This is a genomic window from Pseudomonas sp. FSL R10-2189 (assembly GCF_009600325.1).
Taxonomy (GTDB): Bacteria; Pseudomonadota; Gammaproteobacteria; order Pseudomonadales; family Pseudomonadaceae; genus Aquipseudomonas; species Aquipseudomonas helleri.
The window spans coordinates 78,848-100,768 of the sequence record NZ_WIVZ01000004.1 but is presented as its reverse complement, the minus strand read 5'-3'; the positions used below and the strand labels follow the sequence as shown (position 1 = coordinate 100,768).

Genomic DNA, 21,921 nt, shown 5'->3' with positions numbered 1-21,921 from the left:
TTATTGCCCCTGTTCGGTGTCGGCGATGATCCGGTATTCAGCACTGCGGGCGTGGCCGGTCAACGACTCGCCACGGGCCAGAATCGAAGCGGTTTTGCCCAGGTCAGAAGCGCCCTGCTCCGAGCAAAAAATGATCGATGAGCGCTTCTGGAAGTCGTACACACCCAGCGGCGACGAGAAACGTGCGGTACCCGACGTCGGCAATACGTGGTTCGGGCCTGCGCAGTAATCGCCCAGAGCTTCGGAGGTGTGACGGCCCATGAAGATGGCCCCGGCGTGACGGATCTGCGGCAACCAGGCTTGCGGGTCTGCCACCGACAGCTCCAGGTGTTCCGGGGCAATGCGGTTGGCAACGTCCATGGCTTGCTGCATGTCATTCACCAGAATCAACGCGCCACGGCCATTGATCGAGGTGTTGATGATGTCGGCACGTTCCATGGTCGGCAGCAGTTTGGCGATGCTGGCAGCCACCTTGTCGAGGAACTCGGCATCCGGGCTGACCAGAATCGCTTGCGCGTCTTCGTCGTGCTCGGCCTGGGAGAACAGGTCCATGGCGATCCAGTCCGGGTCGGTCAGGCCGTCGCAGACCACGAGGATCTCCGAAGGCCCGGCGATCATATCGATACCCACTTGGCCAAACACATGGCGCTTGGCGGTGGCCACGTAGATGTTGCCCGGCCCGACCACTTTGTCGACTTGCGGCACGCTTTCAGTGCCATAGGCCAGCGCTGCAACGGCCTGGGCGCCACCGATGGTGAACACCCGGTCAACCCCGGCAATGCAGGCAGCAGCGAGAACCAGCTCGTTGATTTCACCACGCGGCGTGGGCACGACCATGACCACTTCGCCCACACCTGCCACTTTGGCCGGGATCGCGTTCATCAACACGGAAGATGGATACGACGCTTTGCCGCCCGGCACGTACAGACCGGCGCGGTCCAGTGGCGTGACCTTCTGCCCCAGCACGGTGCCGTCGGCTTCTGTGTAGCTCCAGGAGTCCTGCTTCTGTTTTTCGTGGTAGCTGCGCACACGCTGTGCGGCTTTTTCCAGCGCTTCACGCTGCGCGTCGGTGATGCGGGTCAAGGCCAGTTCCAGGCGCTCACGCGGCAGGATCAAGTCGGCCATGGAGTTAACGCTCAAGCCGTCAAAACGCTGGGTGAACTCTACCAACGCGGCATCGCCACGCTCGCGAACGGCTTTGATGATGTCGAGCACACGCTGGTTGACCGAGTCGTCAGACACACTTTCCCAGCTCAGCAGATGATCCAGATGCTGCGCGAAGTCCGGGTCAGCAGCGTTGAGTCGGCGAATTGCAGTGGGAGCGGTCATAGCGAGGGCCTCGGTAATGGGCGTTTGCTTGGAATTAAGGGATGCAAGTATCAGGCACGGCAAGACTACCAAGCCATCCGCGTGGGTACCTGAAATTTCTGGCTATTACACGGATGGATGGGCGCGACGTAAAGATGCTGGATCCAGGGTCGCGCAGGTGTGTCAGCCGCGGTGTCGAGACTCGACTGCTTTGCGCAGGGTATCGATCAGGGCTTGAATGCGGGCGTGCTGCATTTTCATCGACGCTTTGTTGACCACCAGACGGGAACTGATGGCGGCGATGAAGTCTTGTGGCTCAAGGCCGTTGGCACGCAGGGTGTTACCGGTATCGACGACGTCGATGATTTTGTCGGCCAAGCCGATCAGCGGAGCCAGTTCCATCGAGCCGTAGAGCTTGATGATGTCGACCTGACGGCCTTGTTCGGCGTAGTAACGCTTGGCGATATTGACGAACTTGGTGGCAACGCGCAGGCGGCCTTTAGGTTCAGCGGCGCCGACAGCACCGGCTGTCATCAGCTTGCATTGGGCAATCTGAAGGTCCAGCGGCTCGTAAAGACCCTGGCCGCCGTATTCCATCAGCACATCTTTGCCCGCGACACCGAGGTCGGCGGCACCATGCTCGACATACGTTGGTACATCGGTGGCACGGACGATCAGCAGACGGACGTCCGGCTGGGAGGTCGGGATGATCAGCTTGCGGCTTTTGTCCGGATTCTCGGTCGGCACAATGCCTGCTTCAGCCAGAAGCGGCAGGGTGTCGTCAAGGATACGGCCCTTGGACAGTGCAATGGTCAACATGGGAAACGTAAGTCCTTATCAGGGTACTTATGCCCGGCGCAATCGGCGCCGGACATGCATCGAGCCTGATATCAGGCTCGACTTGAACGATTCAAGGCCAGGTAAGGTAACGCGTGGGAGCGCTTACGTCACCTGGCAGCTGGACACGATCCCTGTGCCCATGATGCCAAACCCCAAAACTAGCCCGGAACGCGGCGGATTTTGGCACCCAGCATTTGCAGTTTTTCTTCGATGCACTCGTAGCCACGGTCTATGTGGTAGATGCGGTCGATCAGGGTGTCGCCTTCAGCAACCAGTGCCGAAATGACCAGGCTGGCCGAAGCACGCAGGTCGGTGGCCATGACGGGCGCGCCTTTGAGCGTTTCAGTGCCGGTGACGATGGCGGTGTTGCCTTCTACCTGGATCTTGGCGCCCATGCGGTGCAGTTCGTAAACGTGCATGAAGCGGTTTTCGAAGATGGTCTCGATCACTGCACCGGTGCCTTCGGCAATGGCGTTGAGCGAAATGAACTGCGCTTGCATGTCCGTCGGGAACGCCGGGTACGGAGCCGTACGCACGTTGACCGCCTTCGGGCGTTTGCCGTGCATGTTCAGCTCGATCCAGTCTTCGCCGGTGGTGATCTCGGCGCCCGCTTCCTTGAGCTTCTCAAGGACGGCTTCGAGGATGGTCGGATCGGTGTCCTTAACCTTCACGCGACCGCCGGTCACAGCGGCAGCCACCAGGTAAGTACCGGTTTCGATACGGTCCGGCATCACGCGGTAAGTTGCCGGGTGCAGCTCTTTAACGCCATCAATGGTGATGGTGTCAGTGCCAGCACCGCTTACCTTGGCGCCCATGGCGTTCAGGAAGTTGGCCAGGTCAACCACTTCAGGCTCGCGCGCAGAGTTCTGCAATACGCTGCGGCCATTGGCCAGAGCTGCGGCCATCATGATGTTTTCAGTACCGGTTACGCTGACGGTATCAAAGAAGAAGTTGGCACCGCGCAAGCCGCCTTCTGGCGCCTTGGCCTTGATGTAGCCACCTTCGACGTCAATCACGGCGCCCATGGCTTCGAGGCCACGGATGTGCAGGTCGACTGGACGCGAGCCAATGGCGCAACCGCCAGGCAGGGCAACTTCGGCTTCACCGAAGCGTGCAACCATCGGGCCCAGCACCAGGATCGACGCACGCATGGTTTTCACCAACTCGTACGGTGCAACCAGGGTCTTGATGGTGTTCGGGTTGATTTCGACGCTGAGCTTCTCGTCGATCACCGGCTCAATGCCCATGCGACCGAACAGCTCGATCATGGTGGTGATGTCATGCAAATGCGGCAGGTTGCCAACCGTGACCGGGCCATTGCACAGCAAGGTCGCAGCCAGAATCGGCAAAGCAGAGTTCTTCGCACCGGAAATACGGATTTCGCCATCAAGACGGGCACCGCCGGTAATAATCAATTTATCCATAACAATCTCGACGCCAAGGGGGCTCAGGTGCGCTCGGCCCAGGCCGCGCGGCTGAAGAATTTCATAGTCACCGCATGGATGCTGCCATCAGCGATCCACGGGTTCAAATGGGTATAGATGCTTTGTTGACGTTTGACCGGGCTCAAGGCCGCCAGCTCGTCACTAATCACGTTCAGCTGAAAGTTGCAGCCTTCGCCTTCAACTTCTACCTGGATTTCAGGCAGCTTCTCTTCAAGAAAGCTCTTAACTTCTACGGCCTGCATGCTCAACCTCAATCGGCGCCTAACGCGCGCGGGTCGGCCATCATACAAAAAAGCCCCGCGCCTGCGAACCCCGTATAACAGGACTCTGACGGGGGGCTTTTTTATAAGTGGCTATTAATGATGTGCCAGCAACTCGGTCAGACCCGAAACTTTAGCGATTTCACGCATGTCTTCGGGCAAACCGGTGATGCTCATTGGCTTGTTCAGGGTTTGCGCGTCACGGATGTAGCACAGCAGCAGGGACAAGCCCACGCTGCTGGACTTGGTGACCGCCGAGCAATCCACCACCAGGGCTTTGGCCAAGGCCTTTTTGATCAAGGCCTGGCCTTCTTTGCGCAAGCGCGGGCCGGTCTGATAGTCGAGTACGCCACTCAGGCGCAGCTCGCTTTCGCCAGCCAGGGTAATGGCGGCGTCACTCATTGGCTCAACTTCTCGTCGGTTTTTTCCTTGGCCTTGGCAACTTCGCCGGCCCAGCCATCAATGGTCTTGTCCAGATCATTGCCGTTGCGCTGCATGGCATCGGCGAACTGATCACGGAACAACTTGCCGATGTTGATACCGTTGATGATGACGTTACGTACTTTCCACTCGCCATCCACTTGGGTCAGCGTGTAGGAAACAGGGTAAACCGCACCATTGGCACCTTTGACCGTCATCGGTACAGAGACATTATCGCCATTGGTCTGTTGCTTGGCGTCACCGACGCTGATGCCCTCGTTCTTGAACTCAAGCAAGGCGTTGCCGTAAAACTGGATCAGGCTGCGCTTGAAGTTGTCCTGAAAGCGCTGCATCTGTGCGGGGGTGGCCCTGCGCGAATACTTGACGGTCATGATGCTTTTGGAAACACCGTCAACGTCCACAACCGGCCCAACGATGTTGTTCAGGGCATCGTAAAACTCGGTCGGGCTTGCTTTGTATTTTTCTTTGTTGGCGGACAGGTCAGCCAGCAGTCGAGTGGTGGTGTCGGTCACGATGTCATGGGGAGACTGACCCGGCGCAGCACTCGCCATCATCGGCAAAGCCGCCGCCAACATTACCAGCAGGCCACGGCGCAAGAGAGAAATCATCTTAAGGCTCCTTATTTGGCTTCTTTGCTAACGGTGTTCATGAGGAACTTGCCGATCAGGTCTTCGAGGACCAGCGACGATTGCGTGTCGTGAATGGTGCCACCATCCTTGAGCACAACGTCATCCCCGCCTACGCTGATACCGATGTACTTCTCGCCCAACAGCCCGGCTGTGAGGATAGACGCTGTCGAGTCCGTCGGCAGGTTATTCACATCCTTTTCCACTTGCAGGGTGACGCGTGCCGTGAAGTTGTCACGGTCCAGGTCAATTGCCGTGACCTTGCCGATGGTGACGCCTGCCATGGTGACTTTGGCGCGCACCGTCAGACCGGCGATGTTGTCAAAGTAGGCATAGAGTTTGTAGGTGTCCGTGCTGGCAGTCGGCGACAGCCCACTGACTCGCAGGGCAAGTAACAGTAAAGCCAGGATGCCAGCCAGCAGGAACAGGCCGACACCGATTTCCATGGTGCGGTTTTGCATCAGAAATCTCCAAACATCAAGGCAGTCAAAATGAAGTCCAACCCGAGGACTGCCAGAGAGGCATACACCACGGTTTTGGTAGTGGCACGGCTGATCCCCTCTGATGTGGGCTCGCAGTCATAACCTTGAAACACAGCAATCCAGGTCACTACAAAAGCAAACACGATACTTTTGATGATCCCGTTAATCACGTCACCACTGAAGGTCACACTGTTCTGCATGTTGGCCCAGTAGGAACCGTCGTAGACACCCAGCCAGTCGACTGCCACCCACGAACCGCCCCAGATCCCGACCACACTGAAAATCATCGCCAGCACCGGCAGGGAAATGAACCCGGCCCACAAACGTGGCGCAATGATGTATTTGAGCGGGTCAACACCGATCATTTCCAGGCTGGACAACTGTTCGGTTGATTTCATGTTGCCGATTTCGGCGGTCAGCGCCGACCCGGCACGCCCGGCGAACAGCAAGGCAGTCACCACCGGCCCCAGCTCACGCAACAGGGTCAAGGCAACCATTTGCCCTACCGCCTGCTCGGAACCGTAGCTGGACAAGATACTGAAGCCCTGCAGCGCCAGCACCATGCCGATAAAAATACCGGACACCACGATGATGACCAGCGACATGACGCCCACAGAGTGCAGTTGTTTGAGCAACAGCCCAAACCCGCCGCCAATGCCGCCACGCCCAAGCAATGCATGGAACAGGAAGATGGTCGAACGGCCCAGTACCGAGACCATGTCGATCCCGGCTCTGCCGAATAACCCGATTCGGTCAATCATTGATTTTTTGGGCATTAACGCTTCCCCAGAAGATCGGTTCGGTAGTCCGACGCCGGAAAATGGAACGGAACCGGGCCGTCCGGATCGCCGTTCATGAATTGACGAATGCGCGGGTTATCCGCATTCATCAGTTCTTCTGGCGTGCCCTGCCCCAGCACCTGGCCATCGCCGACGACATAAAGATAGTCAGAAATACTCGCCGTCTCCGCCAGGTCGTGGGACACCACAATGCTGGTGATGCCCAACGCGTCGTTGAGCAGACGGATCAGCCGCACCAGAACCCCCATGGCAATCGGGTCCTGGCCAACAAAGGGTTCGTCATACATCAGGATCTGCGGATCCATGGCAATCGCCCGCGCCAGGGCTACCCGGCGCTTCATGCCGCCCGACAGCTCATCGGGCATCAGATCGATTGCCCCGCGCAGCCCCACGGCCTGCAATTTAAGCAGCACGATGTCACGGATCATGTCTTCTGGCAGTTGGGTGTGAACCCGCAGCGGGAACGCTACGTTTTCGAACACGTCCAGGTCGGTGAACAACGCGCCACTCTGGAACAACACGCCCATGTGCTTGCGCGCATCGAACAGGTCGCTGCGTGACAGGGTCGGCAGATTCTGGCCATTGACCCACACTTCACCGCTGCTGGGACGCAGTTGCATGCCCATCAAACGTAACAGGGTAGTCTTGCCGCAGCCGGACGGGCCCATGATTCCCGTGACTTTGCCACGCGGAATTCGAATATCGACATTATTGAAGATGCTGCGCGAACCGCGCTTGAAGGACACTCCCTTCAGCTCGACCGCGTAGGCGTTATCGGCGCTCATCTAAACTCCTTGCGATGCAGCTTCTGCCTCTCACCCGGACACCATGCTTCTTATTAAGAAGCTCGCGCTCCTGAGCGGGCCGAACTGGCGGCGAACTATAGCACTGCTGATACAGACCGCCCAAGACCGAAGGAGTGCCCTCACAGGTTCCAGACAGCTAATAAATGCCAAATTAACCGCAGTCCTGACACTGACTTGTAACCTGGCGCAACAAAGCATCACGATCAAGCGTGAGGGAATTGCGCATAACCGCTATAATCGTCGCCTTTTCTCAGGCTACCCGACTTCAAACATGAGCCAATCCAGCGACCTGATTCAATCTGCCCACCGTACTATCCGTCTTGAACTGGAAGCCGTCGAAGGTTTGCTGGCTCATATCGACGCTGATTTCGTACGCGCTTGCGAGATGATTCTGGCAAGTAAAGGCCGGGTTGTCGTGGTCGGCATGGGCAAATCCGGGCATGTCGGCAATAAAATTGCCGCCACCCTGGCCAGCACCGGCACCACGGCTTTTTTTGTTCATCCCGCAGAAGCCAGCCATGGCGACATGGGCATGATCACCAGCGATGACATCATTCTGGCCTTGTCGAACTCCGGCACCACGGCCGAAATCGTTACCCTGCTGCCACTGATCAAGCGCCTGGGCATCAAACTGATCAGCGTGACCGGCAACCCGAACTCGACGCTGGCCAAAGCCGCCGAGGTGAACCTCAACGTTCATGTTGCCCACGAAGCCTGCCCACTGAACCTGGCGCCGACTTCCTCGACCACCGCAGCGCTGGTCATGGGCGACGCCCTGGCCGTGGCATTGCTCGAAGCGCGCGGCTTTACCGCCGAAGACTTCGCCTTCTCGCACCCCGGTGGCGCCCTGGGCCGTCGCCTGCTGCTGAAAGTCGACAACGTGATGCACTCTGGCGATGAACTGCCAAACGTGGTCCGCGGCACCTTGCTTAAAGACGCCTTGATGGAAATGACCCGCAAAGGCCTTGGCATGACCGTTGTCGTTGAAGAAGACGGGCGACTGGCCGGGATCTTCACTGACGGCGACTTGCGCCGCACCCTGGACCGCGAAATCGATATTCGCAATGCAACCATCGACTCGGTCATGACGCCGCACGGCAAAACGGCCAAGGCCGACATGCTGGCCGCCGAAGCCCTGAAAATCATGGAAGACCACAAGATCAGCGCGCTGGTCGTGGTCGACAAGGATGATCGCCCGGTGGGCGCCTTGAACATGCACGACTTGTTGCGCGCAGGAGTAATGTAATGACCAGCGATCTGCTTGAGCGTGGCAAACACATCAAACTCGCTGTTTTTGACGTCGACGGCGTACTGACCGACGGTCGCCTGTACTTCCTCGAAGACGGCAGCGAATTCAAGACCTTCAACACTCTGGACGGCCAAGGCATCAAGATGCTGATGGCTGGCGGTGTGCAGACCGCAATCATCAGTGGTCGCAAGACCCCGGTCGTTGAACGGCGCGCACAAAACCTGGGCATCCCGCACCTCTATCAGGGGCGCGAAGATAAATTGGTGGTATTGGACGAGCTTCTCGGCCAACTCGGCCTAAGCTATGAACAGGTTGCCTACTTGGGTGACGACCTGCCCGACCTGCCCGTCATACGCCGGGTCGGCCTGGGCATGGCGGTGGCCAACGCTGCCGGTTTTGTTCGCGAGCACGCCCACGGCACTACCCAGGCACGCGGTGGCGAAGGTGCCGCCCGCGAATTTTGCGAGCTGATCCTGCGCGCTCAAGGGCGCCTTGACGCAGCCCTCGCCGCCTACTTATAGAGCGTTTTATGCTGAGTAAAAAGATTCGCAACATTCTGTTATTCGCAGTCATTGCCGCGCTGTTTGCGGCCGTTGGCTACTGGAATATCAGCCCGGAGCGCTTTCTCGACAAGCCTGTTGCGCCTGTCGATGACACCGCTATCGACTATTACGCAATCAATGCTCACAGCTTGCAGTTCTTGCCCGATGGCAAGCTGCAATATGAGCTGACATCTGACAAGGTCGAACATTTGCAGGCTTCTGAAGTCACATTAATGACCAAGCCAGATATGCAAATTTTCCGCGGCACACCCTTCCCGTGGCACGTTCAGAGCGAGCGCGGCGAAGTTAACCCGGACGGTACTCAGGTCGAACTCATCGATTCTGTGCGCGTTGCACGCACCGACGATAAAAACCGCACTACGATTATTACCACGACCCGCATGACTGTATTCCCACAGAAGGAATATGCGCAGACCGACCGAGACGTTAGAATCGACGGCGCCGGTGGTGTGACGACTGGTAAGGGAATGAAAGCATATTTGAAAGACGGCAGGATGGACCTGCTGTCCAACGTAAGAGGACAGTATGAGTCTCGTTAAAACCCTCCCTTTATTGCTCAGCCTGAGCGCAGCACTGGGAAGCGCGAGCGCCTGGGCTCTGCCGGATGACAACAAGCAGCCTATCCGTATCCAGGCCGACGAAGCCCAACTGGATGACAAGCAAGGCGTTGCGACTTACAAGGGCGATGTGATCATCACCCAAGGGTCCATGAAAATTACCGGTAACACCGTCACCCTTACCCGCACCGCAGCGGGCGATATTGACGTGGTGACCTCGGTCGGCAACCTGGCTTATTTCGAACAACTGCAAAAAGTGGGTGACCCGAAACCGGTTCAGGCGTACGCCGTGACGATTCAATATCACGCGCCGCAAAACCGCATCGTGCTGATCGACAAGGCTAAAGTCATCAACGAAGGCAACACGACCGAAGGCGAGAAGATCGTCTACGACACCGTGAAGCAAGTCGCCAATGCCGGCCGGGCCAATGGCACGAACGTCACTGCGCCTCGTCCACGCATTGACATGGTGATCCAGCCAAAGAGTAAAACCGACCAGCAGAAGGCCCAGTAATGGCAACCCTGAAAGCCCAGCATCTGGCTAAAAGCTACAAGAGTCGCCAAGTGGTACGCGATGTCAGCCTGTCGATCGACAGCGGGCAGATCGTCGGTTTGCTCGGGCCTAACGGCGCGGGTAAAACCACCTGCTTCTACATGATCGTCGGCCTGGTACAAGCGGATCAGGGCCGTGTGCTGATCGACGACCTGGACGTCAGCCACCAGCCCATGCACGGTCGCGCACGCGCCGGCATCGGCTACCTGCCGCAAGAAGCCTCGATCTTCCGCAAGCTGTCAGTCGCCGATAACATCATGGCGATTCTTGAGACACGCAAGGAGCTCGACAAGGCTGGCCGCCGCAAAGAGCTGGAAAGCCTGCTGCAGGAGTTCCATATCAATCACATCCGCGACAACCTCGGCATGAGCCTGTCCGGCGGTGAGCGTCGCCGTGTAGAAATCGCCCGTGCCCTGGCGACCAACCCCAAGTTCATCCTGCTCGATGAACCTTTTGCAGGCGTTGACCCCATCTCGGTGGGCGATATCAAGCAAATCATTCACCACCTCAAGGCCAAAGGCATTGGCGTGCTGATCACTGACCACAACGTCCGTGAGACGCTCGATATTTGCGAAACAGCCTACATCGTCAACGACGGTCAATTGATCGCTGAAGGCGATGCTGAAACGATTCTCGCCAACAAGTTGGTGCGAGAAGTGTATCTAGGCCACGAGTTCCGCCTCTAAAGCTGCACACTGAGCGCCATTTGAAGCACCCGGCAACCGCCCGTGTTGCCGAATCCTTCAAGTGGCGCCCTGCCGCAGATTGCCGCCCTAGCACAAACTTATTAAAAATGCCCCCTAGGCAAACGCCCCGCTTTCAGGCATATAATTTGCTTAAGTTTGGCGCTCACGCGCCCTGTAGTGGATGGCGCCATGCGCGCCGGCGAATAAGGTGTTAAGCCCCTGCCATGAAACCATCGCTAGTCTTGAGAATGGGCCAGCAGCTGACGATGACGCCTCAGCTGCAACAAGCCATCCGTTTGCTCCAACTGTCGACCCTGGACCTGCAACAGGAAATCCAGGAGGCCCTGGAATCCAATCCGATGCTCGAACGCCAGGAAGAAGGCGACGACTTCGACAACTCGGACCCTCTGGCTGACAACATCGAGCAAAAACCCAACAGCGATATTCAGGAGCCTTCCTACCAGCAAGAGTCCGCCCCTACCGTGGACAACCTGGAAGACGGCGACTGGAGCGAGCGTATCCCCAACGAACTGCCGGTCGATACCGCCTGGGAAGACATCTACCAGACCAGCGCCAGCAGCCTGCCCAGCAGCGATGATGACGAGTGGGACTTCACCACCCGTACCTCGGCCGGCGAAAGCCTGCAAAGCCATCTGTTGTGGCAATTGAACCTGGCACCGATGTCGGACACCGATCGCCTGATCGCTGTGACACTCATCGACTGCATCAACAACCAGGGTTACCTCGACGAAACACTCGAAGAAATTCTGGAAGCCTTTGATCCGGAACTCGATATCGAACTCGACGAGATCGAAGCCGTCTTGCACCGCATTCAACAATTTGAGCCAGCCGGCATTGGCGCCCGCAACCTGGGCGAGTGCTTGCTGCTGCAACTGCGCCAGTTGCCCGCCAAGACGCCCTGGATCAATGAAGCCAAGCGCCTGGTCACCGACTACATCGACTTGCTCGGCGCGCGTGACTACAGCCAACTGATGCGGCGCATGAAGCTCAAGGAAGACGAGCTGCGCCAGGTCATTGAACTGGTGCAAAGCCTCAACCCGCGTCCGGGTTCGCAAATCGAGTCCAGCGAAGCGGAATACGTGGTTCCTGACGTCATCGTTCGCAAGGACAACGACCGCTGGCTGGTCGAGCTGAACCAGGAGTCGGTGCCACGCCTGCGGGTCAACCCGCAATACGCAGGCTTCGTGCGCCGTGCCGACACCAGCGCCGACAACACCTTCATGCGCAACCAGTTGCAAGAAGCCCGCTGGTTTATCAAAAGCCTGCAGAGCCGCAATGAAACACTGATGAAAGTAGCGACCCAAATCGTCGAGCATCAGCGTGGCTTTCTGGAATATGGCGATGAGGCCATGAAGCCGCTGGTACTGCATGACATCGCAGAAGCGGTCGGCATGCACGAATCAACGATTTCGCGCGTCACCACACAAAAATTCATGCATACCCCGCGCGGTATTTATGAATTGAAGTACTTTTTTTCCAGCCACGTCAGCACCTCGGAAGGCGGTGAATGCTCGTCCACCGCGATCCGCGCGATCATCAAAAAACTGGTCGCCGCTGAAAATCAGAAAAAGCCGTTGAGTGACAGCAAGATCGCTGGTTTACTGGAGGCACAAGGCATTCAGGTGGCCCGTCGCACCGTCGCCAAGTACCGCGAATCCCTTGGGATTGCGCCTTCGAGCGAACGCAAGCGTTTGATGTAAGTACGGGTCACAGCGTTTCAGTGGCAGGCGCTTCGGCCTGTCACTTTATGCAATGGCAACAGAAGGAGAAACTGTATGCAAGTCAACATCAGTGGACAACATCTGGAAGTCACCCAAGCGCTGCGCGACTCGATCAATGACAAACTCGCACGTCTGGAACGTCACTACGACAAAATCACCAACGTGCAGGTGATCCTCTCTGTTGAAAAGCTTCAACAGAAAATCGAAGCCACTCTCAATATTCCCGGCGGAGAAGTTGTCGGCAATGCGGTCAATGAAGACATGTACGCCGCCATCGACAGCCTCTACGAGAAGCTTGATCGCCAACTGAAAAAGCATAAGGAAAAGACTCAAAGCCTGCTCCAGGGCGCAACGGGTCGTTAATACTCCATCACCATGATTCGACTTGAAACTATCCTGACCCCCGGCCGTTCCCTGGTGAACGCGCCGGGCGGCAGTAAAAAGCGCGCACTCGAACTGATTGCCCAACTGATCAGCCGCGAAGTACCTGATCTGGACGAGCAAAAAGTGTTTGAGGCGCTGATCGCCCGTGAAAAACTGGGCTCCACCGGTTTTGGCAACGGCATCGCAATACCTCATTGCCGTCTGGCTGGCTGCGAGTCGCCCATCAGCGCCTTGCTGCACCTGGACGCACCCATAGATTTCGACGCCATCGATGGCGCACCGGTCGACCTTTTGTTCGTTTTGCTGGTGCCACAAGCGGCTACCGATGCGCACCTGGAACTGCTCCGGCAGATCGCCAGCATGCTCGACCGCAAAGACGTGCGTGAAAGATTGCGCAGCGCACCCAGCAACGAAGCGTTGTATCAGGTTGTTCTGGACGTACAGAACGGTCATTAATCATGCGCTTAGTCATTGTCAGCGGACGCTCCGGCTCCGGAAAAAGTACAGCCCTCGCAGTCCTCGAAGACAACGGTTTTTATTGCATCGACAACCTGCCGGCCGGCTTGCTGCCTGAGCTGGCTGAACGCGCACTGATCCATACAGAATTACCGCAACCGCTGGTCGCCGTCTCCATTGATGCGCGTAACCTGCCGAGCCATCTGTCACGCTTTCCGCAATTGCTCGAAGAAGTGCGCAACCGGCATATCCAGTGCGATGTCCTGTATCTGGATGCCGATGAAGAAACCCTGCTCAAGCGCTTCTCGGAAACCCGTCGTCGGCACCCGCTGAGCAGTGAAAGCCGCTCGCTGGCAGAAGCCATTCGCGATGAAACCCACTTGCTGGGGCCAATTGCCGACCTCGCCGACCTGACCGTCAACACCACCAATCTGAACCTGTATCAGTTGCGCGATACGATCAAGTTGCGCCTGCTGAACAAGCCCGAACCGGGCACTGCGTTCCTGATTGAATCGTTTGGCTTCAAGCGCGGCATGCCGGTAGACGCTGACCTGGTGTTTGACGTGCGCTGCCTGCCCAACCCGTACTGGAAACCAGAACTGCGCGAACAGTCGGGCCTGGATCAACCCGTGGCGGATTACCTCGCCGCACAGCCGGATGTTGAAGAGATGTTTCAGGACATCTCCAGCTACCTGCTTAAATGGCTACCCCGCTTTGCCGCCAGCAATCGTGCTTATGTGACCATTGCTATCGGCTGCACAGGCGGGCACCACCGCTCGGTGTACCTGACCGAGCGGCTTGGCAAATGCCTGCAAGAAACTCTTAAGAACGTCCAGGTTCGCCACCGCGACCTGACCTGAAAGGACCCACCCCGCGATGCCTGCTCTGGAAATCGAAATCATCAACAAACTGGGCTTGCACGCTCGGGCATCAGCAAAATTCGTCGGCGTCGCCGGGAAGTTCCCGTGTCAGGTAAGAGCGGGTCGTACCCCTGAATCCATGGTCGACGGCAAGAGCATCATGGCCATGATGATGCTCGCTGCCGGCAAAGGCACCAAGATCCATTTGAAGACTGAAGGCGAGCAGGAACAGGAAGCGCTCGACGCACTGGTCAAACTCATCAACAACTACTTCGATGAGGGTGAGTGAAGAGCAGCCCGGCGTACCGTAGGCGCGAGCTTGCCTCGCGATCTTTTAAGATCAAAAGATCGCGAGGCAAGCTCGCTCCTACGGGTTTTTAGGGCATCAATGCGGACGTTAGCCCAGTGCGGTGTCCATCACCATCATCAGGCAAAAGCCGATGCACAAGCCCAGGCTTGCGAGCTTTTCGTGACCATTGCGCCGCGATTCGGGGATCACTTCTTGAGTGACCACCAACAACATCGCACCCGCCGCCAACGCCAGCCCAAATGGCAATAACACTTCGGCCAGGTTGACCAGCCAGGCACACAGCAGCGCAAACACCGGCTCTACCAGGCCGGAGGCCGCACCGATCAAGAACGCCTTGACCCGTGACATGCCTGCACCCGCCAGTACCAGCGCGATCACCAGGCCCTCCGGGACGTCCTGCAAGGCAATGCCCATCGCCAGGCTGTCAGCATCTGGCATGCCGCCGCCCGCTGACACCCCGACCGCCATCCCTTCCGGGATGTTGTGCGCAATGATGGCAATCACGAACAGCCAGATGCGCGGCGCAATCACGGGCTCGCCGGGCTTGCTGATGATCATTTCAGGGGCAGCCCCGGAGACCTTGAGGTCGACCAGAAACAGAAAAAATGCCCCCAGCAAAATACCCGCACTGACCAGGCCGCTGGCGCCCCATGACGACAGCCCAAGATTTTGTGCAGCCGTAATGCCCGGCACAATCAACGAAAATGCCGTGGCCGCCAACATGACCCCCGCCCCAAAACCCAGCAAGGTGTCGCTCACCGCAACCGGCATTTTGCGGATAACCAATACCGGCACGGCGCCCAAAGCGGTGCCCAGCGCACACAGCGCACCGCCTTGCAGAGCCCGCAACAACCTGGGTTCAAGATCCAGCCAGACCAACCCCTTGGCCACCAGCAAGGCCGTGCCCGCCAACAGCAAGAGCGTGCCCAGCGCATAGCGGAACATCCGCACGCCACCCACCGCTAATATTTGCGTGCCCATAATCTGCCTGAATCCTTCTGGGTCGGCTTAGGCAATCGCAGCTGCATAGCGCCGCTCGACTTCGGGCCAATTAATCACGTTGTAAAACGCATTAATGTATTCCGGACGGCGGTTCTGATAACGCAGATAATAAGCGTGCTCCCAAACGTCCAGCCCCAGAATCGGGGTGTTGCCGTTCATCAGTGGGCTGTCCTGGTTACCGCTGCTTTCGATGACCAGTTTTTTCTCGGGCGTCACGCTGAGCCAAGCCCAGCCGCTGCCGAAACGGGTCAAGGCCGCTTTGGTGAAGTTTTCCTTGAACGTCTCCAGCCCACCTAACTGTTCATCAATGGCCTTGGCCAATGCGCCTTTTGGGGTGCCGCCGCCGGTTGGGCTCATGACTTCCCAGAACAGTGAGTGGTTGGCATGCCCGCCGCCCTGGTTGATCACCGCTGCACGCAGTTTTTCTGGCAGTTCCTGGACGCTGGCGACCAGTTTTTCAACTGGCCATTTTGCCCACTCCGTGCCATCGACCGCGGCATTGAGGTTGTTGATGTAGGTCTGATGGTGCTTGGTGTAGTGAATTTCCATGGTTTGCGCATCGATATGCGGCTCAAGCGCGTCGTAGGCGTAAGGCAAGGCAGGCAAGGTGTAAGTCATATCAATGTGCTCCTGAGTGATGGCCGCTGACGGTTGAGAGTTCGTGACTTGACTGAGTCACAGGGCTTTTGAGCAACAGCTCGGAACGCGGGTATTCGCCGTGATCGCTGATAAAGTTCAAAAGCTCAACGTAGGTTTTGCTGCTCTGACGCAGCGCTGCTTCACGCAGCGCAGGCGCCAGGCGGGGGTTCTGCATGGTTTGCAGTAACCGCTGGTGAATCGCGCACAGGTACTCAACGCTCTCCTCCGGCTGGTTAAGGCGCAAATGCAGATCCGCCAGGTTGTGGTGGGAAATGACACAGGCCGCCACTGCTTCGTCGGCATCACTCCAGCGCTCAAACAGCACTTGTGCCAGTGCCAGCGCCTGCAAGTAATGTTCTCGGGCATCGACCAGCTCGCCCTCAGCGAAACAGCGGTTGGCTCTTTCGATCGTGCGTTTCCAGTGCTCCATGTGAACCTCCAAAGCAGTGAGTGGGGCGTGGGATTAAACGCCGCCGGCGGTCAATTTCTCGGGGTTGAGCAACACTTCAAGCTGGCTGCGCGACAGATCGGTGTACTCAAGGGCTACGTCAATCACCGGGCGCCCCTGCTGGTAGGCGGCCTTGGCAATTTCCGCCGCTTTTTGATAGCCGATGATCGGGTTCAGCGCCGTGACCAGGATCGGGTTGCGCGACAGCGCTTCCTTGAGCTTGGCTTCGTTGACCTTGAAGGTGGCAATGGCTTTGTCCGCCAGCAAGCGGCTGGAGTTGGCCAACAGCTCGATGCTGCTCAACAGGTTGTGCGCAATCACCGGCAGCATCACGTTGAGCTCAAAGTTGCCTGACTGCCCGGCGATAGTGATCACCGTGTCATTGCCGATCACCTGGGCAGCGACCATGGCGGTGGCTTCCGGGATCACCGGGTTGACCTTGCCCGGCATGATTGACGAGCCCGGCTGCAAGCCTTGCAGTTCAATTTCGCCCAAGCCTGCCAGCGGGCCAGAGTTCATCCAGCGCAGGTCGTTGGCGATTTTCATCAGCGATACAGCGGTCGCTTTAAGCTGGCCCGAAACAGATACGGCAGTGTCCTGTGAGCCAATCAAGGCAAACAGGTCTTTACCCGGCGTGAATTGCACGTGGGTCAGCGCACTGAGTTGCTGGCTGAACAGCGCGGCGAATTGCGGGTGCGCGTTGATCCCCGTGCCCACCGCCGTGCCGCCCTGGGCCAGCGACTGCAAGGCCGGTTGCAGAGTGTGCAGGTGCTCGATATTGGCCTTGAGCTGCTGCGCCCAGCCATTGAGCACCTGGCTCATGCGCACCGGCATGGCGTCCATCAGGTGTGTACGCCCGGTTTTAACGTAAACGTGAACCTGCTCGGCCTTGTGCTCGATCACCTCGACCAGATGCTTGAGGGCCGGCAGCAGTTCTTCGTGCAAGCCCAGTGCAGCGCTGACGTGAATGGTGGTCGGGATAATGTCGTTGCTGCTTTGCCCGCAGTTGACGTGATCGTTGGGGTTGACCACTCCGCCCAGCACGCGGGTTGCCAGTGTGGCGATGACTTCGTTGGCGTTCATGTTGGAACTGGTGCCCGAACCGGTCTGGAAAATATCCACCGGGAAGTGCTCCATGAAATCGCCGGACAGCAGGATCTGCGTGGCTTCGACAATGGCATTGCCCTGCGCTTCGCTGATTTGCTTGAGTTCAACATTGGCTTTGGCGGCAGCGGCCTTGGCCAGAATCAGGGCGCGAATGAATTGCGCGGGCATGCGTTGATGGCTGATCGGGAAGTTGTCTACCGCACGTTGTGTTTGCGCGCCATACAGCGCGGCCTCAGGCACGTGCAATTCACCCATGCTGTCCCGTTCGATACGCGTATTACTCATCAGGAAATCCTTGCAGCAGTTCTGTTAAAGAAATTGAAGGTTCGAGTTCGCAGGTCGCCAATTGCCAGGCAAAACTTTGCCAGCGCTTGAGGCGGCAGTTACACAGGGCTTGAGTTTCCATATCGCGCAGCGGGCGCCATGCATGGTCCAGGCACAGGTTGCGCCAGTGCCAAGGCAGGGCCGTATCAGCGGCGGTGTCCAGCAAGAGCCGGAACGCGGTAGCAGAAATCATCCAGGGAGAAGTCGCCGTGCAACCGGCCAGGTATCGGCCCTCGGCCAGATAGTGCTCAATCAGGCGCGGCTCGTCGGGCGCCAGGCCGCAACGGATCTGACGGCTCATCCAGCGCCAACTTTCCAGATAAGGGCCTTCATGCAAGGCTGAACTCATGACCTAGGCTCGCTCGATAATGAGATTCATTATTAGGCGATATTGATTATCAAAACAAGCCTGCCTTAGACAGACCTTTGTCTCGCGATCTCTTAATCCTGTAAAAGATCGCGAGGCAAGCTCGCTCCTACAGAGGTTGGGTTTAAAAAAAAGGCGTATCACCCGTGCAGGTGATACGCCTTGATTACAACCGGGAAGGTTTAGCTGCCCGCGACGGTCATGCGCTCGATCAGCACCGAACCGGTGCGGATGTTGCTGCGCAGTTCCAGGTCGTTACCCACGGCAACGATCTGTTTGAACATGTCACGCATGTTGCCCGCGATGGTCACTTCTTGAACGGGGAACTGGATTTCACCGTTCTCAACCCAGAAACCCGCCGCGCCACGGGAGTAGTCGCCCGTGACCATGTTGAGGCCGCTGCCCATCAGTTCAGTCACCAGCAAACCCCGGCCCATGCGGCGGATCAGGGCCGCCTGGTCTTCGTCACCGTGGGTCACGAACAGGTTGTGCACGCCGCCCGCGTTGGCGGTGCTGGGCAGGCCCAGTTTGCGGCCCGAGTATGTGCTGAGGATGTAGGACACCAACTCGCCATCCTTGATAAACGGTTTGGCGTAAGTCGCCAGGCCGTCGTTATCGAAGGAGGAACTGCCCATGGCCCGGACCAGATGCGGACGCTCGTCCAGGGTCAGCCATTCAGGGAAAATCTGCTGGCCCAACGCATCCAGCAAGAACGACGATTTACGGTGCAGGTTGCCCCCCGAAATCGCGCCCAAAAAGCTGCCAAACAAGCCACCGGCCAGTTCAGCCGAGAACAATACCGGGACTTCGCAGGTCGGCACCGGGCGCGAACCCAAGCGGCGAGCGGCGCGTTCTGCGGCGCGCTGGCCGATGCTGACGGCGTCCATCAGCAACTCGCCTTGGCAGTTCACGTCATACCAGTAGTCACGCTGCATTTGCCCGTCGCCTTCGGCGATCATCACGCAGCTCAAGCTGTGGCGGGTAGACGCCGAACCACCGATAAAGCCATTGCTGTTGCCGTACACACGGCAGCCCTGGTGGGTGCTGAGGGTGGTGCCGTCGGCATTTTTGATGCGGCTGTCAGCGTCAAAAGCCGCAGCTTCGCAGGCCAAAGCCTTTTCGATGGCTTGTTCCGGGGTGATGTCCCAGGTGTGGAACACATCAAAATCTTTCAGGTCGCGGGCCATCAGGCTGGCGTCGGCCAGGCCCGAGCTTTCGTCTTCGGAGGTGTGCTTGGCAATCGCCAAAGCGGCCGCGACGGTTTCGCGGATAGCATCCGGGCCGCTGGCCGAGGTGCTGGCCGAGCCTTTGCGCTGTCCTACATAGAGCGTGATGCCAAAACCCTGGTCGCGATTGAACTCAACGGTTTCGACTTCGCGCTGGCGTACAGAGGTCGACAGGCCCTGCTCCAGCGACACCGCGACTTCGCAGGCGCTGGCGCCCTGGCGCTTGGCTTCGGCGATGATTTGCTCGACCTGCTGTTGCAGTGCCGGCAAGGCCTGCGGGCCGACGCTTTGTACTGCACTCATGGTTTTCTCCACTCAAATTCTGTTTTCGGTAGGGCCGCCGAGCGACCAGGCCGGACAAGCGGCCTCCGACTGGTTATCATGGCGGCGTTTCTTTGCGGACTGCCACCATGGTTGATTCTTACGACGACGCCTTCGACGGCGAAAAAAGCAAAACACAGGTCAAGAAAGAGCTGCATGCTCTGGTTGATCTGGGCGAGCGTCTTACAACGCTCAAGCCTGATTTGCTGAACAAAATGCCTTTGACTGACGCTATGCGCAAGGCTCTGGCAGATGCTCCAAAACACACGGCTCATATTGCGCGCAAGCGCCATCTGATGTTCATCGGCAAGCTGATGCGCGATCAACCGATCGACGAAATTCTTGCTTTGATCGATCAAGTTGATGCCTCTTCTCGCCAATACAACGAGCGTTTCCACAACCTTGAGCGCTGGCGTGATCGCCTGCTCGAAGGCGACGACGCTGTACTGGAAAAATTTGTTGTCGAGTTCCCTGAGGCTGACCGCCAGCAAATGCGCTCGGTCATCCGTCAGGCCAAACACGAACTGGCTCATAACAAGGCACCGGCCTCAAGCCGCAAATTGTTCAAGTACATTCGTGGGTTGGACGAGACGCAACGCGGTCTGCGTTAAATCTCGCAGGTGGGTGGGTTGCCCTGCAACCCACCCGCTCTTCATCAACCGCCCGTACCGCCTACGGTAATTGCATCAATTTTCAGGGTTGGCTGCCCGACACCGACCGGTACCGACTGCCCATCCTTGCCACAGGTTCCGACGCCGCTGTCCAGCGACAGGTCGTTACCGACCATCGACACCTTGCTCATCGCTTCCGGCCCGTTGCCAATCAGGGTCGCGCCTTTGACTGGGCGAGTGATTTTGCCGTCTTCGATCAGGTAAGCCTCGCTGGTGGAAAACACAAACTTGCCGCTGGTGATGTCGACCTGACCACCGCCCAGATTGGCGCAGTAAATGCCCTTTTTCACCGACGCGATGATTTCGGCCGGATCACTTTCGCCACCCAACATGTAGGTGTTGGTCATGCGTGGCATGGGCAAGTGCGCATAGGATTCGCGACGGCCGTTACCGGTGCGTGCGACGCCCATCAGGCGCGCATTGAGCTTGTCTTGCATGTAGCCCTTGAGCACGCCGTTTTCAATCAGCGTGGTGCACTCGGTCGGGGTGCCTTCGTCATCGACGCTCAACGAACCACGACGACCGGCCAGGGTGCCGTCATCGACGATGGTGCACAGTTTGGAAGCAACCATTTCGCCCATACGGCCGCTGTAGGCCGAGCTGCCTTTGCGGTTGAAATCGCCTTCAAGGCCGTGCCCTACCGCTTCGTGCAGCAACACGCCCGACCAGCCGGAGCCCAAAACCACCGGCATGGTGCCCGCAGGGGCCGGCACGGCTTCGAGGTTGACCAGCGCCTGGCGCAACGCCTCACGGGCGTAGCCCATGGCGCGGTCGTCGGTCAGGAAGTAGCGGTAATCGGTACGACCACCGCCACCATGGCCACCGCGCTCGCGACGGCCATTTTGCTCGACGATCACACTGACATTGAAACGCACCAGCGGGCGCACATCGGCTGCCAGGCCGCCGTCGGTGGAGGCCACCAGAATGCGCTCCCACACCCCGGCCATGCTCACGGTCACTTGCTGGATGCGTGGGTCCAGAGCACGGGTGGCCGCATCGACGCGCTTGAGCAACTCAACTTTTTCGGCGCGGGTGATGACTTCCAGGGGGTTATCCGGGGCGTACAGTTGCGCCACGTCCTGGGTTGTAAAGGCTTGCACCGTGCCGTTTTGCCCGGCACGGGAGATGGAGCGGGCAGCTCGCGCCGCCAGCCCCAAAGCTTCCAGGGTGATGGCATTGCTGTAAGCAAAACCGGTTTTTTCACCGGACTGGGCACGCACACCAACACCCTGATCGAGGTTGAAGCTGCCTTCTTTGACGATGCCGTCTTCCAGTGCCCAGGATTCGGAAATCTGCCCCTGAAAATACAAATCTGCCGCATCAATGCCCGGCCCGGCCAAGTCACCCAATACGCCTTGCAGGCTGTCGAGGGTGACACCGCCCGGTGCCAACAGGTGTTCGCTGACTGAGGTCAACAACTCGCTCATATTCACTCCGTCTTGGCCCTT

The 21,921-nt window shown here is 58.2% G+C and carries 27 protein-coding genes; 11 read left to right on the top strand and 16 right to left on the bottom strand.

Annotation, left to right across the window (positions count from 1 at the left end; translation table 11 throughout):
- From hisD to GHO32_RS04860, 9 genes are all read right to left on the bottom strand, one after another.
- The gene (gene hisD / locus GHO32_RS04900; protein WP_123749617.1) at window positions 1-1,329 is read right to left on the bottom strand and encodes a histidinol dehydrogenase; all 1,329 of its coding nucleotides are present in this window, start codon (window positions 1,327-1,329) and stop codon (window positions 1-3) included.
- A gap of 162 nt (window positions 1,330-1,491) precedes the next feature.
- Window positions 1,492-2,127: an ATP phosphoribosyltransferase gene (hisG, locus tag GHO32_RS04895; protein WP_048390272.1), complete on the bottom strand. Its 636-nt coding sequence runs from the start codon at window positions 2,125-2,127 to the stop codon at window positions 1,492-1,494.
- Between the two features lie 179 nt (window positions 2,128-2,306).
- Complete coding sequence (gene murA, locus GHO32_RS04890; protein WP_048368338.1) at window positions 2,307-3,572, bottom strand: UDP-N-acetylglucosamine 1-carboxyvinyltransferase; 1,266 nt, start codon at window positions 3,570-3,572, stop codon at window positions 2,307-2,309.
- Between the two features lie 23 nt (window positions 3,573-3,595).
- Window positions 3,596-3,835: a BolA family protein gene (locus GHO32_RS04885; RefSeq protein WP_048368340.1), complete on the bottom strand. Its 240-nt coding sequence runs from the start codon at window positions 3,833-3,835 to the stop codon at window positions 3,596-3,598.
- Window positions 3,836-3,949: 114 nt separating this feature from the next.
- Window positions 3,950-4,255 (bottom strand): lipid asymmetry maintenance protein MlaB, encoded by a 306-nt coding sequence (locus tag GHO32_RS04880; protein ID WP_123749616.1) that lies wholly within the window; start codon window positions 4,253-4,255, stop codon window positions 3,950-3,952.
- Entirely contained in the window at window positions 4,252-4,902 is a 651-nt protein-coding gene (locus GHO32_RS04875; protein WP_123749615.1) for a phospholipid-binding protein MlaC, read from the bottom strand. The genes GHO32_RS04880 and GHO32_RS04875 overlap by 4 nt, the downstream gene beginning before the upstream one ends.
- A gap of 11 nt (window positions 4,903-4,913) precedes the next feature.
- Window positions 4,914-5,381: an outer membrane lipid asymmetry maintenance protein MlaD gene (mlaD, locus tag GHO32_RS04870; RefSeq protein WP_048368345.1), complete on the bottom strand. Its 468-nt coding sequence runs from the start codon at window positions 5,379-5,381 to the stop codon at window positions 4,914-4,916.
- Window positions 5,381-6,178, bottom strand: a complete 798-nt coding sequence (mlaE, locus tag GHO32_RS04865) for a lipid asymmetry maintenance ABC transporter permease subunit MlaE (protein WP_048368347.1) — start codon at window positions 6,176-6,178, stop codon at window positions 5,381-5,383. Before mlaE ends, mlaD begins: the two co-directional genes overlap by 1 nt.
- Window positions 6,178-6,987, bottom strand: a complete 810-nt coding sequence (locus GHO32_RS04860) for an ATP-binding cassette domain-containing protein (RefSeq protein WP_048368349.1) — start codon at window positions 6,985-6,987, stop codon at window positions 6,178-6,180. Before GHO32_RS04860 ends, mlaE begins: the two co-directional genes overlap by 1 nt.
- Before the next feature lie 292 nt (window positions 6,988-7,279).
- On the opposite strand from GHO32_RS04860, the gene GHO32_RS04855 reads away from it, so the two are divergent.
- From GHO32_RS04855 to GHO32_RS04810, 10 genes are all read left to right on the top strand, one after another.
- Window positions 7,280-8,254: a KpsF/GutQ family sugar-phosphate isomerase gene (locus GHO32_RS04855; protein WP_153333327.1), complete on the top strand. Its 975-nt coding sequence runs from the start codon at window positions 7,280-7,282 to the stop codon at window positions 8,252-8,254.
- Window positions 8,254-8,778 carry an HAD family hydrolase gene (locus GHO32_RS04850; RefSeq protein ID WP_048390280.1) on the top strand — a complete coding sequence of 175 codons (525 nt, stop codon included), beginning with the start codon at window positions 8,254-8,256 and terminating at the stop codon, window positions 8,776-8,778. Before GHO32_RS04855 ends, GHO32_RS04850 begins: the two co-directional genes overlap by 1 nt.
- Window positions 8,779-8,786: 8 nt before the next feature.
- A complete protein-coding gene (gene lptC / locus GHO32_RS04845; RefSeq protein WP_153333329.1) occupies window positions 8,787-9,359 on the top strand; it encodes an LPS export ABC transporter periplasmic protein LptC in 573 nt (190 codons plus the stop codon).
- Complete coding sequence (gene lptA, locus GHO32_RS04840) at window positions 9,346-9,891, top strand: lipopolysaccharide transport periplasmic protein LptA (protein WP_048368358.1); 546 nt, start codon at window positions 9,346-9,348, stop codon at window positions 9,889-9,891. The genes lptC and lptA overlap by 14 nt, the downstream gene beginning before the upstream one ends.
- Window positions 9,891-10,616 (top strand): LPS export ABC transporter ATP-binding protein, encoded by a 726-nt coding sequence (gene lptB / locus GHO32_RS04835; protein ID WP_048368360.1) that lies wholly within the window; start codon window positions 9,891-9,893, stop codon window positions 10,614-10,616. The genes lptA and lptB overlap by 1 nt, the downstream gene beginning before the upstream one ends.
- Before the next feature lie 224 nt (window positions 10,617-10,840).
- Entirely contained in the window at window positions 10,841-12,337 is a 1,497-nt protein-coding gene (locus GHO32_RS04830) for an RNA polymerase factor sigma-54 (RefSeq protein ID WP_048390283.1), read from the top strand.
- Window positions 12,338-12,412: 75 nt separating this feature from the next.
- Window positions 12,413-12,721 (top strand): ribosome hibernation-promoting factor, HPF/YfiA family, encoded by a 309-nt coding sequence (gene hpf, locus GHO32_RS04825; protein ID WP_123749612.1) that lies wholly within the window; start codon window positions 12,413-12,415, stop codon window positions 12,719-12,721.
- 12 nt (window positions 12,722-12,733) lie between these two features.
- Window positions 12,734-13,198, top strand: a complete 465-nt coding sequence (gene ptsN, locus GHO32_RS04820) for a PTS IIA-like nitrogen regulatory protein PtsN (protein WP_123749611.1) — start codon at window positions 12,734-12,736, stop codon at window positions 13,196-13,198.
- A gap of 2 nt (window positions 13,199-13,200) precedes the next feature.
- A complete protein-coding gene (rapZ, locus tag GHO32_RS04815; RefSeq protein ID WP_048368367.1) occupies window positions 13,201-14,058 on the top strand; it encodes an RNase adapter RapZ in 858 nt (285 codons plus the stop codon).
- A gap of 16 nt (window positions 14,059-14,074) precedes the next feature.
- Complete coding sequence (locus GHO32_RS04810) at window positions 14,075-14,347, top strand: HPr family phosphocarrier protein (RefSeq protein ID WP_048368368.1); 273 nt, start codon at window positions 14,075-14,077, stop codon at window positions 14,345-14,347.
- Window positions 14,348-14,455: 108 nt separating this feature from the next.
- On the opposite strand, the gene GHO32_RS04805 is transcribed toward GHO32_RS04810, so the two are convergent.
- The 6 genes from GHO32_RS04805 to pmbA all read right to left on the bottom strand — a co-directional run bounded on the left by GHO32_RS04805 (window position 14,456) and on the right by pmbA (window position 19,784).
- Window positions 14,456-15,349: a ZIP family metal transporter gene (locus GHO32_RS04805; RefSeq protein ID WP_153331367.1), complete on the bottom strand. Its 894-nt coding sequence runs from the start codon at window positions 15,347-15,349 to the stop codon at window positions 14,456-14,458.
- 27 nt (window positions 15,350-15,376) lie between these two features.
- The gene (locus GHO32_RS04800; RefSeq protein ID WP_153333331.1) at window positions 15,377-15,988 is read right to left on the bottom strand and encodes a superoxide dismutase; all 612 of its coding nucleotides are present in this window, start codon (window positions 15,986-15,988) and stop codon (window positions 15,377-15,379) included.
- 1 nt (window position 15,989) lies between these two features.
- Window positions 15,990-16,439 carry a hypothetical protein gene (locus GHO32_RS04795; RefSeq protein ID WP_153333333.1) on the bottom strand — a complete coding sequence of 150 codons (450 nt, stop codon included), beginning with the start codon at window positions 16,437-16,439 and terminating at the stop codon, window positions 15,990-15,992.
- Window positions 16,440-16,472: 33 nt separating this feature from the next.
- On the bottom strand, window positions 16,473-17,849 hold the full coding sequence (locus tag GHO32_RS04790; protein ID WP_153333335.1) for an aspartate ammonia-lyase: 1,377 nt from the start codon (window positions 17,847-17,849) through the stop codon (window positions 16,473-16,475).
- Entirely contained in the window at window positions 17,842-18,237 is a 396-nt protein-coding gene (locus GHO32_RS04785; protein ID WP_048368376.1) for a hypothetical protein, read from the bottom strand. The genes GHO32_RS04790 and GHO32_RS04785 overlap by 8 nt, the downstream gene beginning before the upstream one ends.
- A gap of 200 nt (window positions 18,238-18,437) precedes the next feature.
- Window positions 18,438-19,784, bottom strand: a complete 1,347-nt coding sequence (gene pmbA, locus GHO32_RS04780) for a metalloprotease PmbA (protein ID WP_153333337.1) — start codon at window positions 19,782-19,784, stop codon at window positions 18,438-18,440.
- A 107-nt stretch (window positions 19,785-19,891) separates the two neighbouring features.
- Between pmbA and yjgA the strand changes: the two genes are divergently transcribed.
- A complete protein-coding gene (gene yjgA / locus GHO32_RS04775; protein WP_048368378.1) occupies window positions 19,892-20,413 on the top strand; it encodes a ribosome biogenesis factor YjgA in 522 nt (173 codons plus the stop codon).
- Window positions 20,414-20,457: 44 nt separating this feature from the next.
- On the opposite strand, the gene tldD is transcribed toward yjgA, so the two are convergent.
- Window positions 20,458-21,900, bottom strand: a complete 1,443-nt coding sequence (tldD, locus tag GHO32_RS04770; protein ID WP_048368379.1) for a metalloprotease TldD — start codon at window positions 21,898-21,900, stop codon at window positions 20,458-20,460.
- Window positions 21,901-21,921: the final 21 nt, after the last annotated feature.

Coding starts and splice junctions, on each gene's coding strand:
- hisD (WP_123749617.1), bottom strand. CDS start 1,329: ATGACCGCTCCCACTGCAATTCGCCGACTCAACGCTGCTGACCCGGAC.
- hisG (WP_048390272.1), bottom strand. CDS start 2,127: ATGTTGACCATTGCACTGTCCAAGGGCCGTATCCTTGACGACACCCTG.
- murA (WP_048368338.1), bottom strand. CDS start 3,572: ATGGATAAATTGATTATTACCGGCGGTGCCCGTCTTGATGGCGAAATC.
- GHO32_RS04885 (WP_048368340.1), bottom strand. CDS start 3,835: ATGCAGGCCGTAGAAGTTAAGAGCTTTCTTGAAGAGAAGCTGCCTGAA.
- GHO32_RS04880 (WP_123749616.1), bottom strand. CDS start 4,255: ATGAGTGACGCCGCCATTACCCTGGCTGGCGAAAGCGAGCTGCGCCTG.
- GHO32_RS04875 (WP_123749615.1), bottom strand. CDS start 4,902: ATGATTTCTCTCTTGCGCCGTGGCCTGCTGGTAATGTTGGCGGCGGCT.
- mlaD (WP_048368345.1), bottom strand. CDS start 5,381: ATGCAAAACCGCACCATGGAAATCGGTGTCGGCCTGTTCCTGCTGGCT.
- mlaE (WP_048368347.1), bottom strand. CDS start 6,178: ATGCCCAAAAAATCAATGATTGACCGAATCGGGTTATTCGGCAGAGCC.
- GHO32_RS04860 (WP_048368349.1), bottom strand. CDS start 6,987: ATGAGCGCCGATAACGCCTACGCGGTCGAGCTGAAGGGAGTGTCCTTC.
- GHO32_RS04855 (WP_153333327.1), top strand. CDS start 7,280: ATGAGCCAATCCAGCGACCTGATTCAATCTGCCCACCGTACTATCCGT.
- GHO32_RS04850 (WP_048390280.1), top strand. CDS start 8,254: ATGACCAGCGATCTGCTTGAGCGTGGCAAACACATCAAACTCGCTGTT.
- lptC (WP_153333329.1), top strand. CDS start 8,787: ATGCTGAGTAAAAAGATTCGCAACATTCTGTTATTCGCAGTCATTGCC.
- lptA (WP_048368358.1), top strand. CDS start 9,346: ATGAGTCTCGTTAAAACCCTCCCTTTATTGCTCAGCCTGAGCGCAGCA.
- lptB (WP_048368360.1), top strand. CDS start 9,891: ATGGCAACCCTGAAAGCCCAGCATCTGGCTAAAAGCTACAAGAGTCGC.
- GHO32_RS04830 (WP_048390283.1), top strand. CDS start 10,841: ATGAAACCATCGCTAGTCTTGAGAATGGGCCAGCAGCTGACGATGACG.
- hpf (WP_123749612.1), top strand. CDS start 12,413: ATGCAAGTCAACATCAGTGGACAACATCTGGAAGTCACCCAAGCGCTG.
- ptsN (WP_123749611.1), top strand. CDS start 12,734: ATGATTCGACTTGAAACTATCCTGACCCCCGGCCGTTCCCTGGTGAAC.
- rapZ (WP_048368367.1), top strand. CDS start 13,201: ATGCGCTTAGTCATTGTCAGCGGACGCTCCGGCTCCGGAAAAAGTACA.
- GHO32_RS04810 (WP_048368368.1), top strand. CDS start 14,075: ATGCCTGCTCTGGAAATCGAAATCATCAACAAACTGGGCTTGCACGCT.
- GHO32_RS04805 (WP_153331367.1), bottom strand. CDS start 15,349: ATGGGCACGCAAATATTAGCGGTGGGTGGCGTGCGGATGTTCCGCTAT.
- GHO32_RS04800 (WP_153333331.1), bottom strand. CDS start 15,988: ATGACTTACACCTTGCCTGCCTTGCCTTACGCCTACGACGCGCTTGAG.
- GHO32_RS04795 (WP_153333333.1), bottom strand. CDS start 16,439: ATGGAGCACTGGAAACGCACGATCGAAAGAGCCAACCGCTGTTTCGCT.
- GHO32_RS04790 (WP_153333335.1), bottom strand. CDS start 17,849: ATGAGTAATACGCGTATCGAACGGGACAGCATGGGTGAATTGCACGTG.
- GHO32_RS04785 (WP_048368376.1), bottom strand. CDS start 18,237: ATGAGTTCAGCCTTGCATGAAGGCCCTTATCTGGAAAGTTGGCGCTGG.
- pmbA (WP_153333337.1), bottom strand. CDS start 19,784: ATGAGTGCAGTACAAAGCGTCGGCCCGCAGGCCTTGCCGGCACTGCAA.
- yjgA (WP_048368378.1), top strand. CDS start 19,892: ATGGTTGATTCTTACGACGACGCCTTCGACGGCGAAAAAAGCAAAACA.
- tldD (WP_048368379.1), bottom strand. CDS start 21,900: ATGAGCGAGTTGTTGACCTCAGTCAGCGAACACCTGTTGGCACCGGGC.